5 protein-coding genes and 1 pseudogene are annotated in these 17,041 nt (G+C 65.5%); 3 read left to right on the top strand and 3 right to left on the bottom strand.

The window, feature by feature from the left end:
* Positions 1-170: 170 nt before the first annotated feature.
* A complete protein-coding gene (locus ACH4RG_RS31685) occupies positions 171-3,713 on the bottom strand; it encodes a hypothetical protein (protein WP_398540604.1) in 3,543 nt (1,180 codons plus the stop codon).
* Positions 3,714-4,024: 311 nt separating this feature from the next.
* On the opposite strand from ACH4RG_RS31685, the gene ACH4RG_RS31680 reads away from it, so the two are divergent.
* The 3 genes and pseudogenes from ACH4RG_RS31680 to ACH4RG_RS31670 all read left to right on the top strand — a co-directional run bounded on the left by ACH4RG_RS31680 (position 4,025) and on the right by ACH4RG_RS31670 (position 5,091).
* Positions 4,025-4,171 carry a hypothetical protein gene (locus tag ACH4RG_RS31680; RefSeq protein WP_398540603.1) on the top strand — a complete coding sequence of 49 codons (147 nt, stop codon included), beginning with the start codon at positions 4,025-4,027 and terminating at the stop codon, positions 4,169-4,171.
* 12 nt (positions 4,172-4,183) lie between these two features.
* Positions 4,184-4,564: pseudogene (locus ACH4RG_RS31675) on the top strand (winged helix-turn-helix domain-containing protein).
* The gene (locus ACH4RG_RS31670) at positions 4,561-5,091 is read left to right on the top strand and encodes a transposase (RefSeq protein WP_319272951.1); all 531 of its coding nucleotides are present in this window, start codon (positions 4,561-4,563) and stop codon (positions 5,089-5,091) included. The pseudogene ACH4RG_RS31675 and the gene ACH4RG_RS31670 overlap by 4 nt, the downstream one beginning before the upstream one ends.
* 27 nt (positions 5,092-5,118) lie before the next feature.
* On the opposite strand, the gene ACH4RG_RS31665 is transcribed toward ACH4RG_RS31670, so the two are convergent.
* Positions 5,119-5,640 (bottom strand): hypothetical protein, encoded by a 522-nt coding sequence (locus ACH4RG_RS31665; RefSeq protein WP_398540602.1) that lies wholly within the window; start codon positions 5,638-5,640, stop codon positions 5,119-5,121.
* Between the two features lie 105 nt (positions 5,641-5,745).
* Positions 5,746-16,326, bottom strand: a complete 10,581-nt coding sequence (locus tag ACH4RG_RS31660; RefSeq protein WP_398540601.1) for a LamG-like jellyroll fold domain-containing protein — start codon at positions 16,324-16,326, stop codon at positions 5,746-5,748.
* Between the last annotated feature and the right edge of the window lie 715 nt (positions 16,327-17,041).

Below are 17,041 nucleotides of genomic sequence, written 5' to 3'. Positions count from 1 at the left end.
TTCTCGTCTGCACTCAGGAACGCCTTCAGCGGCAGCGGAGCCCGCCCCGGCTACCAGCGATGCAAGATGAACCCGAGAGACACCCGTGAACAACGGATGCGTGAGTACCAAACGGTCAGCCATACCTCTCCCCGATATGGCATGCCCACCCGCTATTACGCACCAACTCGTTACCAGCCACGGACGCGTGTGTCGCGTTCTCTCTCCTCTGCCTCGCGCAGCAACGCCTGCTGTTGTGAGCAGCCGGCTGCGGCTACCGTCCGCAGCGCCGGGGCGCGATCGGCCAGATCGGTGAAGTAGTCGATGAGCTCCAGGTGTATGCGTGAGCGGTCACCTGACCAGGAACTGTACGAGGCCGCGGCGGCTGCGATCTGCTGTGCGGACACTCCCCGCTCCAGTAGCAGAGGACCGATTTCTTCCAGGGCTGTGTTGCGCTGCTCCTCCAGGCAGGTGACTAGCCGGCCGGGATCGACGGCGTGCTCGTCGAGCAGCTCTTTGGCCAGCTCGGCGTCCGAATTGATCAGAGGGACCAGAGCGCTGGGGCCGATACGGGGCATACCAATGCACTGGAGAGCCAGCCGCAGCCTGTGCGGGCGGGGCAGGAGAGCCAGGAGATCCTCGCTGTCATGGGGGAGAGGCGAGGAATACCAGCCTTGGGCAGACATGTCCTGCAGCCGACGGTCGAACCATCTTTCGAAGGTGTCGGCATCGTGCTCGGCCACGTACGCAAGCACGTAGCCCGCCCTCCACCTGTTGTGCGAGGTAAGACGGTCGATGAGCATGCCCTCAAGAGCACTGCGCCAAGCTGCCCGCCAGGTCTCAGGAAGAGCGGGCCCATGCGCGGTGCCCACGGCGAAACTGACCGCCGCGCTTGCGGCGACGGCCGGATCGTCATGAACAAGCAGCCGGTGCATGACGTCGTCCGCTTCGCGGCAGAACAGCCTATCCAGCCAGGGAACGTCCTCGGCCCGCAGCGAAGCGATCACTGTCTCTCCAGCTCGGTCCACCACGCTTCGCGCAAGGACCGCGCTGATGGCGGCGGGCCGACTGCGCGTGTCCTCGAGGGCGGCCTGCAGCATAGACGGCGGTATCGCGTCCGGAGCCAGCGTGAGCCACTGTGTCAGGGCGACGCCCTGCAGCATGCGGCACTCCAATGCGGATGCTGCCCGGTACCAGGCTTCCGGATCGGTCATCAGCTCGCCCGTGCGGACAGCGGTCAGACGTCCGGTATCCTCGCCCACCAGGCTTGCCTGCTCGGCCAGTTTATGAAAACGGGCCACTCCCGCGTCAGGGCCCAGGGCTACCAGTTTCCCCGCCAGTGCCATCGTTCGGGAGTGGACCTGCTCGGTGGCGGTCTCGACGTCAGAGATGAAGTCGGCGTTTCCCCATTCACAGAAGGACTGCAGATCGGGATCGACATCGAAGACAGGCAGCTCGTACCCGGTTTCACGGGCACGGTCGTGGATGCTGGCGAGCCCGCGATGTGCACGCAACGCTGCACCTGCGCTGCGCTGCAGCAGCGGGTATAGCGTGTCCAGGATGCGACGGCCGCCCTCGGCACCGTACTGCGTCTGCTCCAATGAGACGGCCTCCTGAGAGGAGACGCCCAGCCCAAGACGGACCCAGCCCAGCGCCATCTCCAGCAGCGCGATCAGCGCGCGCGGTGGGCAGGGCGCCCTGTTCTCAAAGCCCTCATCACTGGTGAGAAGCGGGACCACCTGTTCCCACAGGCCGATCAGCCCGGCGAGATTATCTGCCGCATCGATTCCGCGAGCGAAGGTGTACGTGTCGTGCGTCCCAGGCTCGGACCAGTTCCCCGACACCTCGACACTGAAGATGCCCGCCAGAGCCTCGCCAGCCACACACCACTGCTCATCGCTGCTGCAGTGGTCGCGAATCCAGGCGAGTACGGTCCGCAAAAGACGTGTGCGGATTTCCAGCGACGTGCCGAAGTCAGGATCGATGACACCGGCCAAGTCGTTGAGCACGCGCAGCGGATGTAGTGGTGTGGAGTGACGGCGGCGGTTGTCACCCACGGCCATGGCCAGCAGTCCCGCGATCGCTTCGGGCAGCAGGAACTGACGCGCGCTCTGCACCAGTTGGTTGACCGCAGCATCGCCGAGGAAGCCTGCCTCCACCCCGACTGCCCTTTCCGGCTCGTCAAGAGCAGCCAGGACGGACAAGGCGGCGTTCGTTGCGAACTCGGCTGCGGATACATCCAGATTCGCATACTTCGCGACTACGGCGAATGTGCCGGTGTCCCAGATGCTGGCTGCCGGCAGCGCTCTAACCCACCGCTCAGCCTCCTCTCGCGCCTGCCGAGAGGAGGGAGCAGCAGCCGCCGCCGCCATCACCGCAGCCGCCAAGTCCAGCCCATGATCAGGGAAAGCGGTCACCAGAGTTGCCCACGGCCGCCGAACCGGGGCAGTGAAGAACCAGCGGGCCACCAATGCCGGGCACAGGGCGGGCTGCAAGTGCCACACACCGGCGCGGCACTCCACCAGCCCGTTGTGTGCAAGATCCTCCGCCATGCCCGACAACTCGGCCGGAGCCACTCCGACCACAGACGCGAGGGCGTACAGCGTGTCAGGCGATGCTCCGCCCAGAGCGGCCACGCATGCCAGCGCGTCCAGCACCGTGCGCGAGGCAGTCGCCTCGCGCAAGTATCTTTCGACTTGCGCCACATGTGCCTTGCCACTGAAAACGTCTTGGCCCTCACCGCCAGCCAGCGACTCGCACAATGCCAGCGCCCAGCCCGGCCGACCGTCTGCCTGATTGAGCACCGCGGTCCGGGACCGGTACCCGGTGACACCTGCGGACTCCACCAGCTCGTTCATCTGATGCCGCTCCAGTAGGCCCACCTCGATGACCATGGCCCCGGGGAGCCACTCCTGCACCCTCTCAAGCCGGTCCGGCCAAGTCGTGGTCACCACGGAGAACGACAGGCCCGTCTGACGGCGCGCATGCCGGAGAGCACTTACCGAATCAGCATGGGCATGGGCGTCGTCGACGACCACTGCGTGCGGTTTCGTCAGCAGAAGGTCGTCGTAGAGGTGGTCCAGAGCAGAGGGCTGAAGGTAGACCGCACGGGTGCCCAGCTGACCGGTCAACCGTGTTTTGCCCACCCCTGGAACACCGACGAGCACCACGTCCTGGCTGGCGTCGACCGCGCTGGCCAGGGCCTGTGTTTCGTCTGCCCTGCCCACCAGTGACGGGGGAGACGCGACCAGCGGTGGAATCAGCGGCTCATCGAGCAGTGCTCCGAGCCGGCCCTCAATGTCCAGCAGACTCCTGCGCCAGGCTGCATCCTGCACCAGCTCGGGAACGAACCATTCCTGGCCGTAGATGTGGGGAGGGGGCAGGTCTCGGTCCGAGCACAGCTTGTCGAGAGCCCTGCGGGTACGGCCGTTGACCGGCTTAGAACAGGCCACCACCAAAAGATCGACGCGCAGTCCCTCCACCTGCATCCGACGCAGGCCGTTGCGCACGTTGGCAACAGGATCGCCCGTCGTGACCATGAGACGTCCCCGCGCGTCCATGGTGTCTCCGTCGAAGGGGAAGTAAATATCTGCGTCACGGCCGAAGTCGTGGCCCTCCTCGACCGCCGACAGCCCCGGGTACCGAGACTTCAGCAGGGCACAGGCGCACTGCTCAAACTTTCCCGGATGCACAGCTTCACCAAGCGCCTGCCGGACACGTGCTGGAAGATTCACAAATCCATATTCTAGGCATAGTGGACTCTCCGGGGCGCCCACAGCCAGGCTGACTCCAGAAGTAGCACTCAGACTCGTTTGAGCGTCAGTGCTGACGGGAGTGGCTCCTTCATCTCGCCTACGAGGGATAGAAGTTGGACGCCGCTTTTCCTGTGGGCCAGAAGGGGCCCGCAGGGCCTCTCCGTCGAGCCTGAGGAGTACGAGCGCGTCGAGCAGGCCGCCCGCCGGCGAGCGGCGAGTGCAGCTACTCAGGTTGAACTCGCGGAGTCGTAGGGGCTGACGGCTCGTCGTCTGTGCGGTATCACCAGGGCATGCGGTATCCACAAGGGGGCGGGTTGACCGCCGAGCGGCAGCAGTTCCGCGAGGAGTTACGGCTGAAGGCGGCCGAGAGGTTCGCCCAGGGCGAGGCGAGCTCGGTGATCGCCAGGGACCTGCGGGTCAGCGTTCGCTCGGTGTAGCGATGGCGGCAGTTGTGGGACGAGGGCGGTCCGCGGGCTCTGCGGTCGCAGGGGCCGGCGTCGCTGCCGAGGCTGAGCGCGAAGCAGTTCGCACAGCTGGAGGCGGAGCTGGCCAAGGGGACCGGCCGCCCACGGCTGGGAAGACCAGCGCTGGACCCTGAGCGTGTGAAGACGGTGATCGGCCGGCGCTTCCACCTGGCCTACACGATTCAGGGCGTGCGCAAGCTGCTGGTCCGTAACGGCTGGTCCTGCCAGGTCCCGGCCCGACGTGCCGTCGAGCGGGACGACGAGGCGGTGGCCGGGTGGGTCAAGGAGGTGTGGCCGTGCGCGGAAGACTCGCGGCGGCCCGTGGAGCCTGGCTGGTCTTCGAGGACGAAGCCGGTTTCTCCATGACGCCGCCGCAGGCCAGGACCTGGTCGCAGCGCGGCCGGACACCGGTCGTGCGGGTCCGCGGCCGTTCCCGCAGACGGATATCCATCGCCGCGCTGACCTGCTACAAGCCCGGCCACCGGTCGCGGCTGATCTACCGGCCGCGCCGGGACGACGGCCGCCGCGACGGTCGTAAGAGCTTCTCCTGGCGCGACTACCGGGACTTGCTGATCGCCGCCCACCAGCAGCTCGGCGGCCCGATCGTGCTCGTTTGGGACAACCTGAACGTCCACAAGGCCGCCGGTCTGCGGGAGTTCGCCGACGATCGGGACTGGTTGACCATCTACTATCTGCCGCCCTACGCACCCGACCTCAACCCCGTCGAGGGGATCTGGTCGCTCCTGCGACGCGGCTGGCTCTCCAACGTCGCCTTCTCCACCCCCGAGCACCTCATCCAGCGCATACGACGCGGCCTACGCCACATCCAGTACCGCAGCGACCTCATAGACGGCTGCCTCGCCGAGACCGGCCTGACCATCAGACCCGCCTGAGGAACCCGCGACATCACGAGTTCAACCTCAGTAATCCTGAGGATTCTCGGCTTCACGCACCCGTCGACGCTCCGCCGAACTAGCGTAAGCGGGATGAGGTTGCCCCCACAGCGGAGAGTCATCCATCACCTCAACTCCCGGCCGCGCTTCCAGCACTCGGCACAAGAATTCCGCGATACCGAAATCTAGCCGAGTCCAGACGTCGTCACCATGACTGAAGACCAACACTGGCCACTCGGCCGGTTTACCACGAGCGAGCCAGCAGAAAAGGTCGGCGCTGCTTGCCGCCCCCCACGTCACCAGCTCCTCCGACTTGACATCGACACCGGCAGGCGCTGTATCGACCCAGATATCACGAGCGTCTGCCGTGATGAATCCCATGCCACCGAGCGGAGCGCCTGGCTCGTCGCATGTGTCTGGTGTGAATACGCCGGGGGCGAGCACCTCCAGGTACTCCCCTAGAAGCACATCACCATACCGAGTAATGATCTCCTTGTAATCGTGGGGAAATTCCGTACCCCAGGCTTCCTCGATCGTAGGCCAGTCCACGTCGAGGCCGGCTCCTGGCCTAGGAGGCAACAGGCCTTCCAGCGTCCTGAGACTATCGCTTGCGGTCATGATCGCAGTCCATTCCTGGTCGCCGTCTGCACGTGATCACTTGATCGGGGCGGGCTTGCCATGCTTGTCGTTTTGCAAACCGAGATTCTTGCCGCCCAGCTTATTATGAACCACACCATTACTGAAAAGTTGATACTGCTTCCCCTGAACATCCCAGGCCGTCGCGTTGAAAGTCCAAGAACTGGCCACGACTCGATTACCCGTGTAGTTGGGGGTCACCGAGTACTGAACAACATGGTTCTGCCCCGTCGCCTTTCGAACGGCCGTCTCGTAGTAGCGGAAATTCTTGTCTATTCGGTCGGTGCCGCGCACCCAGGCGTTCGACGGACGCGTACAACTGGACAGGTTCGCAGAATTACGCCCTGTACCGGAGAGCTCTCTGGAAAGCAGGTGACACGCGTTGACCCAGTACGAATCGTTAGCGTATCCCCAGTCGTTCACCGTGTCTTTGGCCCACTGGTACCCGGCCGCCTTGTCACCCACAGCCGCTGATCCCGTGTGCGAGCCCAGGTACACCTTGTCGAGGCAACTGTTCATAGTAGTGGCTCGGTTGCCGTGCGCAGTGTCAAGCTTGCCATAGTCCACCCACCCAGAACCTGCTCGGCGGCAGTCCTGCGAGTTGTCACGCCCACTGCCTGCCCCGGGGCCTGTACCTGGTGCCGGATGCGAGGTAGGCGCCTGGTCCGGCATGTACTGGTCATTGCCGGCCAGGTTCAGCATGTTTAGTGCGCCGACGACCATTTTCCAGCCATCGCCGGGCGTCCAGCCGCCGTTCTTGGGGTCCCAGTCGGGCTTGGGCGCTGGCCGAGTCGGCGCCGGCTTGGCGTTTGGCCCGCGATTGGGGTTCTGAGGAGGGCGTGGGGCGGGCGGGCGGGTGGTCACGGTTCCTTGGGGTGCCCTGTTCGTGGTCCCGGTGCGGGCGGAGCAGTTGTATGTGCAGCGGCCTCCGTTGCCCGGGCGCGTGGTGTTGGCAACCGGCCTGGTGCGTATCGGGCCCCGCGCGGTCGGTCGTACGGGTCGGCTGGTGGGCTTGGAGGGTCTGGCCGGACGGGCTCGGCCGGCGCCGCACCGACTGCTGTTGCAGAGGTCCGCGCGGGGGTCGCGGTAGGAGGTTCTGGGTCGTGTCTTGGACTTCGACTTGGACGTGGGCCGTGTGGCTTTGCTGCCGCCTCCGCCGCCCCTGGACCCGCCGCTGCGGAGGAAGACGCTTCCGCCGCCGCAGGCGCATGCCCGGTTGTGGCCGGTGGGGTCGGTGCCGTTGACAGGGTCTGAGTTGGCGTACACGTGGCGGTTGGCCTGGGCTGCCGGGCTCGGGTCGAGGAGCCAGGTGTCCCTTGAGGCGAAGGCTCCGCTTCCCGGCTGGTACCAGCGGGCCGCCATGTTGACGTCCCCGTTGCCGGGGTCGGTCCAGCCGGACTGATAGCCGAGTGCCGGAGTGGTTCCGTTGGTCGCTGTCTTCTGGCCGAAGGGGTCGTAGGTGGTGGAACTCGTGACGGTTGTGCCGTCCGCGGAGAGGCCGGCTACCAGGTCCGTGTGCCGGTCGGTGATGGAGAACTGTGGTGTGCCGCCCTGGCTGCTGGCGAGAAGCGCGCCGTCGGGGGTTCGGGCGTAGTGGGATGTGCCGTCACTGATCAGTTGGTTGGAGCCGCCGTCGTAGGTGAACGACGTGGTGCCGCTGGTGGTGGTGCGGTCGAGCGAGTCGTAGGCATAGCTGGTCGATCCGTCGGTGATTTTCCGCTCGAACGCGTCGAAGGCGAGGGTGCGGGTGCCTCCCGTGGCTCCGGAGACAGAGGCCAGGGTGGAGCGCGGGGTGTAGGAGTACGTGGAGGCGTCGTCCGTCAGCAGGCGGTTGCGTGCGTCATAGGTCGCCTTCCGGGTTCCAGCCTTCACGCGGTTACCGGCTTCGTCCCACTCGTATGACGTGGTCGTGGAGCCGTTCGTCCAGGAGGAGAGGCGTCCCGCGTCGTCGTATGCGTAGGAGTGTGTTCCCGCGCCTGCCACCCCGGTGGTGGTCTTGCTGGTCAGCCGATCATCGAGGTCGTAGCCGTAGGTGAGGGAAGTGACCGTCTTGCCGGTGTCGGTCGCGGTCACCGCGTCGCTTGTCTGGCGCCCCAGGCTGTCGTATTCGTATGTGCGTTGGGCTCCGACCTTCCAGGACCCGTCGGCGAGTGGTTCGGCGTACTGTGCCAGCCGCGGTCGCCCGGCCTCGTCGAAATCGACCCAGGTCTGACGTCCGGTGAGGGAGTCGCTGGTCCAGTCCAAACGGCCGACTGCGTCGTAGCCGAAGGAGGTTTGAACGTCCTGGTGCCAGCGGTTGGTCATGCTTCCGTCGCCGTCGTACTCGTAGCTCACTTCGCCGCCGGGGCCCTTGGCCGACAGGAGAAGGCCGCGATCGTTGTAGGTGTAGGTGTTCTTCTCCAGCAGGCTCGCGGTTCCCGCGGAGACGAGTCGGCCCGCTGGGTCGTAGCCGAGGGTACGGGTGACAGTGGCGGCCTCGGCTCCTGTTCCGGTCTCCTGTACGAGTCGGCCCATGCCGTCATAGACACTGTCTCTGCGGACTCCACCCGGCAGACGCTCCGTTGTGGCTTGGCCGGCCCTGTCGTAGACGGTGGTCCAGGTGCGGTCGCCCTCCGATGGGTGGGCGGCGGTGGCCGGCTCGATGGTTGACTCAGGCAGGCCCCACGAGTTGTGGGTGTAGAGAGTGATGTTGCCTCGGCCATCAGTGAGGCGGGTGCGGTTGCCGGTCGCGTCGTACCCGAAAGAGAGAGTTGTCGACTTTGTCGCCGTGGCTTTCTCGGTCTGACCGGTGATATGTCCGAGTGCGTTGAAGGTGCGCTCGGTGTGTGCCCCTTCAGGGGAACTTGTTGTCGTGTTGTTGCCGTCGAGGTCGAATGTCGCAGCCCACGACCTCAGGGGCGTAGCGCCCTTGCCGTAGTCGACGATCGCGGTCACGTTGTCCATGGAGTCGTAGGTCGTCCGGGACATGCGGCCGGTGGCGTCGGTGGTTTCGGTCGGCCGCCCCAGACGGTCGTAGGCGAAACGAGTGGTTCCGTAGGCGTCGCTGACGGTCGTGGTGTCGCCGGCGGCGTTGTAGGTGGCTGTGGTCGTGTGGCCGACGGCTGTGGTGTGGGTGGTCTGGTTGTCGGCGTCGTCCCACGTGTAGCGGCTGGTGAGATTCTGCAGTGCTGGGTACCGCTCGATGGCCGTGGTGGTGAGCTCGCGGCCGAGTTCGTCGTATGTCGCCTCGGTCCTGGCGCCGGTCGGGTCGGTGACCGACAGTTGAAGGCCGGTCGGCGTCCAGGCGTAGCGTGTCGTGCCACCGTTGGGGCCCAGGTCTGTGGGCTCACCCAGGGTGACGGGCGGGTCGAGGGAAGGTGTCGTTGCAGGGGGGTCGGTCCGGCTGACGAGGTTGTCGAACTGGTCGTAGCCGTAGCGAGTTGTGCGGTCGAGCGGGTCGGACGTCGTCGCGATCCGACCTGCTGCGTCGTACGTGGCCCGGCTGGTCGCGTCGGTGATGACGGTGCCGCCGGGCGGGGTGTACGACGGCATGGTGACCGCGGTGGCCCGGCCGAGCTTGTCGAACTGCGTCCGTGTGATCGCGCCCCGTGCGTCTTTGGTCTCCGTGGGTTCGCCGAAGGCGTTGTAACCGGTGACGGTCTGCGGCCTCAAGGTAGCCGGCAGAACGTTCTTTGCTTCGACCCGGACGGGCGGGCTGGTGGACTTCACGAGCCTGCCGAGAGCGTCGTACTGGTAGGAAGTCGTGTAGTCCGACGTGGCAACGCCTCCCGCGTTACCGCGGGGACTGACTTCTGCCTGAAGCAGACCGCGTTGGTCGAAGGACCGTGTGGTGACGTGCGTGGAGGTCCCGTCGCTGAGTGTGTCCCTCTCCGGGTTTCCGCTCGCGTCGAATTCTGTGGTGATGGTCAGCTTCTTGCCGCTGGAGTCGATCGTCGACGCCTGCTCGCTGACACGGTCGTCCTTGTCGTACCCGTACGTGGTGACGCGGTTGAGCCCCGACGGGTCCAGGGTCTCGCGTATCGTCCGGCCGCTGGCGTCGACCTGCCACTCGATGGTGGTCTTGCCTCCGCCAGTGGTCTGCCGGGTCAGGTTGCCAGCTCCGTCATAGGTGTTGGACACCTGGACGATGTCACGACGCGTTCCATCGGGTTGTGAGATTGCCTTCGCGGTCTCGGTGGCCAGCAAACCGTCATCGAAGTAGGTGTAGGCGGTGGTGGATCCCATCGCGTCAGTAGCGGTGGCAAGCTGTCCGGCCGGGTCATAGGCGTAGGAGGCCACCACCAGGTCGCGGACCCCGCCTTCGGGGTGACCGGACCAGTCCTGGAGCACGGTCTGCGCATGCTGGCCGCGTGATGTGTAGGAGTGGCGGTACGTGCGTCCGGCCGGGTCCGTCTCAGTTACCACACGGCCGAAGGCATCGTGAGAGAAGGACGTCGTACGGTTCTCCGCATCGGTCACCGAGTCGTTGAGACCGTGGGCGTTGTAGCGGTAGGTGGTGCTGCGGACGGAGCCGCCGCCTGTCGTGTCCTCGGTCTTCTCGGTCAGAAGATTGCCGTCCGCATCAAAGGTACTGCTGACCTTTGTGGTGTGAGTTCGCCCGGTGATCTCGTTCTTCACACCCGGGCCGCTCTCCGTCACGATCCGAGACTGCTGATCGTAGGTGAACGAGGTGGTGACCCCCGCGGGGAAGGTGTCGGAAATCTGGGTTTCGCTGGTCTTTCGACCCAGTCCGTCGTAGGTGTACTTGACGACGAGGCCGGACGGAGACTTGGACTCGCTCAGATCGCCGTTGGCGAAGTAGGAGTGGACGGTCACCGCACCGGCAGGCGTGGTCTCGGACGCCACCAGGCCGGCCGGGACGGTTCCGCCGCCCACAGCCGGCTCGGTGCCGACCGTGTACGCGAGCTTCGCCGTGCGACCGTCCGGCAGGGTGGTGCTGTCGGGGAGCCCCTGAGGCGTGTAGGTCTGAGCGGTCAGATAGCGCGAATCCCGGGGTCCGGTGGAGCGGGCGTCCCTCATCTCCACCGGTCGGTCATTGCGGGGGTCCAGCTCATCGGCCTTGTTCTCGTAGTACTCGGTGAACGAGGTCCAGCATGAATTCGCGTCTCTGCAAGTCGTCGTAGTGACTGTGTTGCCGCGCTCGTCCTGACCTGTGATGGTGGCATGGCCGTTCGGATCGGTCACGGTGTGCAGAAAGCCACCACTGTCGTACCGATACGTGGTCGTTCCACCATCAGCATCGGTCACCGAGGTCGGCCGCATCCCTCTCAGAGAGTCATAAGAGGTGCTCACTAGCTTCCCCGCGGGATCGGTAACGCTGACCGTGGAGGTGAGCGCCGAAAGGGCCGAGCGCTCACGGGTCGCGAAGTGGTCCGCCACCTGGTCAGCCGTCAGCGCATGTGTGTAGAGGGCTGCTTCGTCGATCTGCCCGGTGAAGTGGTAGGTGCCGCTGGGCACGCCCATCCAACCGGAACTGGCGTAGCCCGCTCCGAGGTGTGCGTAGGCCAATTCCTGTTCAGAGATGGTTCCCGGCAGCGTTCCGATCAGCTCGCCGTCCAGGTAGAGGGATTGCGTGGTGCGGGCGCCGGTGAGAACCGCGTGGTGCCATTTCCCGTCGGTGACGGTTCTAGAGGAGGTGATGGGGTTGGCTCCGGGGCTTCCCGTCAGGTACCACTGCCCTCGAAGCTTTCCGGCTGCGTCGACGTTGAGGGCCGGCCTCCATGACGTGGGTGTGTCACCGAGCTTGGTGTTCTGGAAGCCGAGCAACACACCGGACTTGGTTGTTCTGAACCAGAGCTCTGCGGTGAGGTCGGTGGTACCGGCTATGACTCTGCCGGGGATCGAGACAGCGCCGTTGCCCGAGAGCTGCACGGCCTGTCCGTCTCCTGTGCCGAAGATTCCGGTCGTGCCGGATGCGGCATTCACATAGGTGCCGTTCCCATCCGATGCGGCAGCCCGGCTGACAGCGGTGGACGCTCCGCTGTCCTCGTCCAGGGGCCAGTACGCCGCGGGGGAGTCGCCCACGACTTCCCCGCGGTAGTGCGCGCTGTCGCCTGAGATGAGTGCGGTGCGTGCGGCGAAGTGCTTCTTCACCGTATCCATCGACATGGTGTGCTCATACAGCGCCACCTCGTCGATCTGGCCGGTGAAGTGGTAGGTGCCGCTGGGTACGCCCATCCAGCCGGAACTGGCGTATCCGGCGCCCAGGTAGGCGTAGGGACGGCCCTGGTCGGAAATGGTTCCCGTCTTCGAACCGACGAGGGCCCCGTCCAGATAGAGGAACTGCTTGTTGCCGGCGCCGGTGAGTACGACGTGGTGCCACTGGTTGTCGGTCACCGACTGGGTGGAGGTAATCGGATCGGCGCCGGGGTTTCCGGACAGGTACCACTCGCCTCGGAGCTTGCCGTTCCCATCGATGTTCAGCACCGGCCGCCAGGATGTGGGGACCTCGCCGAGTTCGGCATTCTGCAGCCCGATGAGGACGCCCTGCTTGGCGGTCTTGAACCACATTTCCACGGTGGGTGTGGTGGGGCTGGTGGGCAAGTCGTTGGGGAGCTGGACGAAAGAATCGGAGCTTCCGTCCAGGGAGATGGCGGTGTCATCGGCCTCGGCGAAGACCCCGGGATCGCCGAGGCGTGCCCGGTCCCCGTAGGAGGCTTCGGAGGCATCCCCGGCTGCACTGGTCGCCTTCGACCCTGAACGTTCTCCGAGCCGCCAGTAGCCCTCGGGAGCGGCCGCTCTGACCTCGTCGGCGTACGCGGCCGATCCTGCGGAGTAGGTGGGCGCCGAGACCTTCCAGGTCCCGCCGTTCTGGTCGGTGTGTTCGGTAAGACGGCCGCTGACGTTGTCGTAGCCCGCCTCGGCGTGGGTTCTCCCGGATGGCAGCGTCACCTTGGTGATACGGCTGCTGGTCGCGCGAGCTGTGTAGTGATCGTTGACCGTGGCGGCATCCAGGGGACGGCTGTAGATGGCGGCCTCGTCCAGGCTGCCCTTGAAGTGATGGGTGGCAGCTGCTGTGCCCATCCATCCTTCGTTGCCCCAGCCCGCCCCGAGAAAGGCTCGCTGGTCCTCGCGCATGCTGACCGTACCGGTCAGAGTCCCGACTCTGGAGCCATCCAGGTAGAGAGTCTGCTTGGTTCCCTCACTGGTGAGAACGGCATGGTGCCATGCGTTGTCGGTGACGATCGCGGGCGACGTGATTGGCCGGGTGCCGGCATGTTCGACCGTGTAGAACTGGCCTCGCAACTTCCCCGCGTTGTCCACACTGAGAAACGGACTGTACCGGGTGGGCTTCTCACCGATCTCAGCATCCTGAAGGGCGCCGAGTACGCCGGGCGTCGTGGTTTTGAACCAGAGTTCGACAGAGAGAACGTCGCTTGATTCCAGTGCACCGACAGGCAACTCGACCACGGAATCCGTGCCGTCGAAGGAGCCGGCAGTGTCCGTCGTACCGGACAACGCGGGCCCGGCTCCCAGAGTGACATCTCGGTAGAGCGCATCATGCAGACCGGACCGAGAAGGCGCATGGCTGTGTGCAGTTGAACCTTCTTGCTCACCGAGAGGCCAGTACGAGACAGGGCCGGCGTCCAAAACCATGCTGCGGTACAGCGAGCCCTCTTCGTAGTCGTAGACCGTGCACTCAGTGGAGGTGGCGGGTGGGCATACCTTCGTCAGGCGGTCGCCGGAATAGCTGTACGTCCAGGTCAAGCCAGGTGTCCCGGGGCCCACTGCATGGGTGGACACCGAGCTGACATGCCCATTGCTCCAAGTGAATTTCAGCGTCCGGCCGGAGAGCTTGTCGGTGACCGTAGTCAGGTTCTGCGTGCCTGTGCCCGCATAGGCCAGAGTCTGTGTGCGGCCTGCTCCATCGGTGATCGAGGAGAGCAACCCGGAGGTGTCGAACCGATAGGCCGTGCCGGACCGTTGCCGGAGCGTCCAGCCCGAAGCATCGGCTCTGAGGTCCATGGTGGTACCGGTCGGGCCCGCAAGGCTCCCGTTCGGGTTACGGCCGAAACGCACCTGTGAGCCGTCCGCCATGGTGATGAGGACAGTGTTGCTCAAGGGCTCCTGGACCAATCGCGCGTCCCAGCGTGTTGCCCAGCCTGCTCCGAAGGCGTTGGTTCTCCGAGGGTCGAGGGAGTTGTAGGTCCGGGTCACCGACAGTTCCGGCCCCACGGTGGGGATGGCGGCGTCGGTGGAGGCTGTCACGTAGTTCCCGGACCGTGAACCGATTTCTCCCGTGCCATCGGCTCCGCCGAGATGGCTCGTGACTGCTGGCTGGGGCACTGCGGTGCTGAGATACGCAGGGCGTGGTTCAGGGGACGTCGCGCTTCCGTCGTAGACATAGGCGTACCACGCGTAGTGCTTCCCCCACGCAAGCCAGCCCTCTGGAACGGTCCATTGCTGTCTCTCGCTCCGAGGGCCCTTACGGCAGTTCTTACGCGCGTTGTCGCCCTCAACCTCGCAGATTTCGAACGTGTAGCCCAGCGCGGCCTTCGGGTACCGGTCCACGTCTTTCCCATGGGCCCATAGCGCTGGGGTAAGCGAGTCCACCTGTGTCCCGCTCGGAGGAGACTCAGCAGTGAGAACGGGCGGTATGTTCACAGCAGAGAGCTGGACGGCGGCTCCTGGAACACCGGCCGAGGTGAAACGGCTGACGCCGAGGTCGGTCATGGTCCATTCGATGGTGTACGTGGCGGGAGTCAGCGGAGCGATCTTGGCGTCCACCGTGACGCTCGCTCCGGGCGCGACCGCGCTCGGCATCTCCGTGTACGCGATCTTCGCGCTGTCGGTGATCTCGGTGCCCGCTGCGTTGTACAGGTTGTAGCGCAGTTTGTAGTTACCGCCCTTGGGCCAGGTCGCCTGTCCCCGGTTGGTGAGCTTGATCTTCATCGAGCCCTGGGTGGTGGCGGTGACAGGAGCGGTGAAGTCTCCGAGTCCGTAGGTCGCCCCGTAGGGCGTCCAGGTGACGTCCAGGCTCGGCTTGCCGTTGGGGTAGTCGTCCGAGCCGAACTGCTTCCAGCCCTTGGAGTCGGACGTCGACGCCTTCACGGCCAGTCCGTAGTTCTTCTTCCGGCCGTGCGTCCAGTCGTCCACCAGCTTGCGTCCGGCCGAACCCAGCTTGATCAACTCCCACTTGGCACCGCCGCAAGGGTAGGCGGTCTGACCCTCGGGCCGCCAGCCGTGCGCGAAGCTCTTGGAGGCGAGCGCCGAACCCGTGGACGGCCCGGGGTACTTCGTCGTGGTCGACTCGGCCCAGTTCGAGGTGATGGGGTGGACCGTCACCGGACGGGCGGTGCAGGAGTAGGAGTAGGTGTTGTAGAGGGCCAGCCCGGCGTTGACCACCCAGGCGTTCTTGAGCGTGGACTCCAGACCGGAGAACCGCAGGAACGCGGCCGCCTTGTGCCCGCCACCATCGTAGGTGCCGGTCTTGAGGACCGTGTCACTGGAGAAGTTCTGGTTGTACGGGGACTGCACGTACGTACCGGAGGTCGCCGCGACGGACTTCAGCGAGGGGTCCACCCGGACCGGGAACACCCGGTCGGGCGCATGGAGCCACTCCTCGTCCAGATCGACCACCAGAACCTGCCCGCCGGCCTCCTCCACGAGGCTGAACCGGACCCCGGAGGAGATCTCTCCCTGACCGGAGTTGTCCTCGCGCCGGGAGTCCTCCATCCAGCCCGCGGGCATCCACGCCTGTTCAACGCCCTCGGCGTCGGTGAACGACACCCCGCCGTGGTCCGCGATGCTCGCGGTGAGCCCCTGGACGTGAAGCGGGAAACGCCAACGCGACGGCGCGTCCTTGCTCCGCAGGATCATCGTCTCCTTGAGCGACCCGCTTCCGGCGACAAACTCCAGGTCAGCAGACTCGTGCACCTCGGGATACGTGATGACGCTGCCGGACACCTGCCCGCCGGACGGCTGGGCGTTCTCGACGCCGTAGCCCACCGACAACTGGTCACCCAGCTCCATCCGCACCACGGGGCCGGCCGCCGCGTCCGGGGCGAACGTCAGCGGCGCCTCGGTGGACCTGGTCTGCCAGCCCGCGTCCTCGTCACTGCCGCTCATGGTCCGCGACCCGGCGCCCTCGGCGGGCACGAGAGAGGCGTCGGTCTTCCGCCAGCTTCCGTCCTCGGTGAGGAAGTTGACCGGCTCGTTGTAGAAGCGGGTGGTGTAAGTCCCGTCCTCGTTAAGGAAAGTGGACTCCCGCTCCTTGCGCGCGCTCTCCACCTCGACGCTGCGTTCCGCATCGAAACCAGGAGGGGTGGAGAGGCGAGGGCTTTCGATCTCTTCGGCGCGCCCTGGCGCTGGGAGCTCTGTCTGTGGATTCAGCTGCTCTATGGACGACGCACTTTCGGCGGGCAGCTCTCCCGGCAGGGCCACCGCCCCGTCGCGGCCCCCGGTGGCGGTTGCGTCAGTAGCACTGCTGGGGGCGCGATGACTCAAGCCCTCGGCGGATCCCCATCCCTGGTCCGGCCTGTCTCCGAGCCCCGCCTGTGCGGCACCTGCAAGGTCGAAGGCCCTCGCTGCCTGCTCCGTGCCGATGAGCGATGTCATCGTGAGGGCAGCAGCAAACGCCAGCGAACGCACAGCACGCACAGAAAACTCCCACAAGTGTGATGAAGATATGGAGAGATTTACGAGAGCTGAGTGCGAAGTCGCAAGGGGCCTCTGGGATCTGTGATGATCTTGTGACGGAGGATCGGGTGCGACCGTAGTGCGCTTGCGAATGATCTATGTCGCAGTGTGCGGTGAATAGTGCGGCCGCCGGGTAGCTCCGGGGTCTTCGCTGTCCAACGAGGAGGCGGATGAGCGCCGCAGATGTGTCGGAGAGTCAGGCGTCTGGTCGTGCGAGAGCGGGCACTGTCAGGTGACGGTCAAGTCTGGCTGAGCTTGGGCAGGGGTTGTGACCGGCTGAGGCTTTGATGCGCTGTTGTCGGCTCGCGAGTGGCCGCGCGCTGCCTTCGTTTGGACGGGGGATCAGGGCAACTTCGTGCCGTGCGTTCAAGGTTAGGGGGCTGACGAGAGGAACGAGGCCACCCGCCCCCGCGCGTCGCCCAGGGCGCCTATCGCCGAAGCCGATAGGTGAGGGCTATCCTCGGGGTTGCCTTAACGGAGTTTGGTGGAGTCGAGGGTCACCAACTTAGACAACTTCGGGTATGCCGGTTTCGGGCATGCGCCCGCCCGCCGTTAGGGGCGCCTTCACTGAGGGCCGGAAACAGGGCACGATCGGCGACCGTGTTCACCAGCCTGGCGGTTCGGGCAGTGCCGCTACTACGCCCTTGCAGTCGGGCGCGTTCGGTAGTGCTGGCAG

It is taken from the genome of Streptomyces sp. NPDC021019 (assembly GCF_044333295.1).
Classification (GTDB): Bacteria; Actinomycetota; Actinomycetes; order Streptomycetales; family Streptomycetaceae; genus Streptomyces.
The sequence above is the reverse complement of the archived record's forward strand: the minus strand, read 5'-3'. Positions and strand labels throughout refer to the sequence as shown.

Bases quoted from the DNA above. Each gene is read 5' to 3' on its own strand.
- ACH4RG_RS31680 (WP_398540603.1), top strand. From the start codon at position 4,025: ATGCGGTATCCACAAGGGGGCGGGTTGACCGCCGAGCGGCAGCAGTTC.
- ACH4RG_RS31670 (WP_319272951.1), top strand. From the start codon at position 4,561: ATGACGCCGCCGCAGGCCAGGACCTGGTCGCAGCGCGGCCGGACACCG.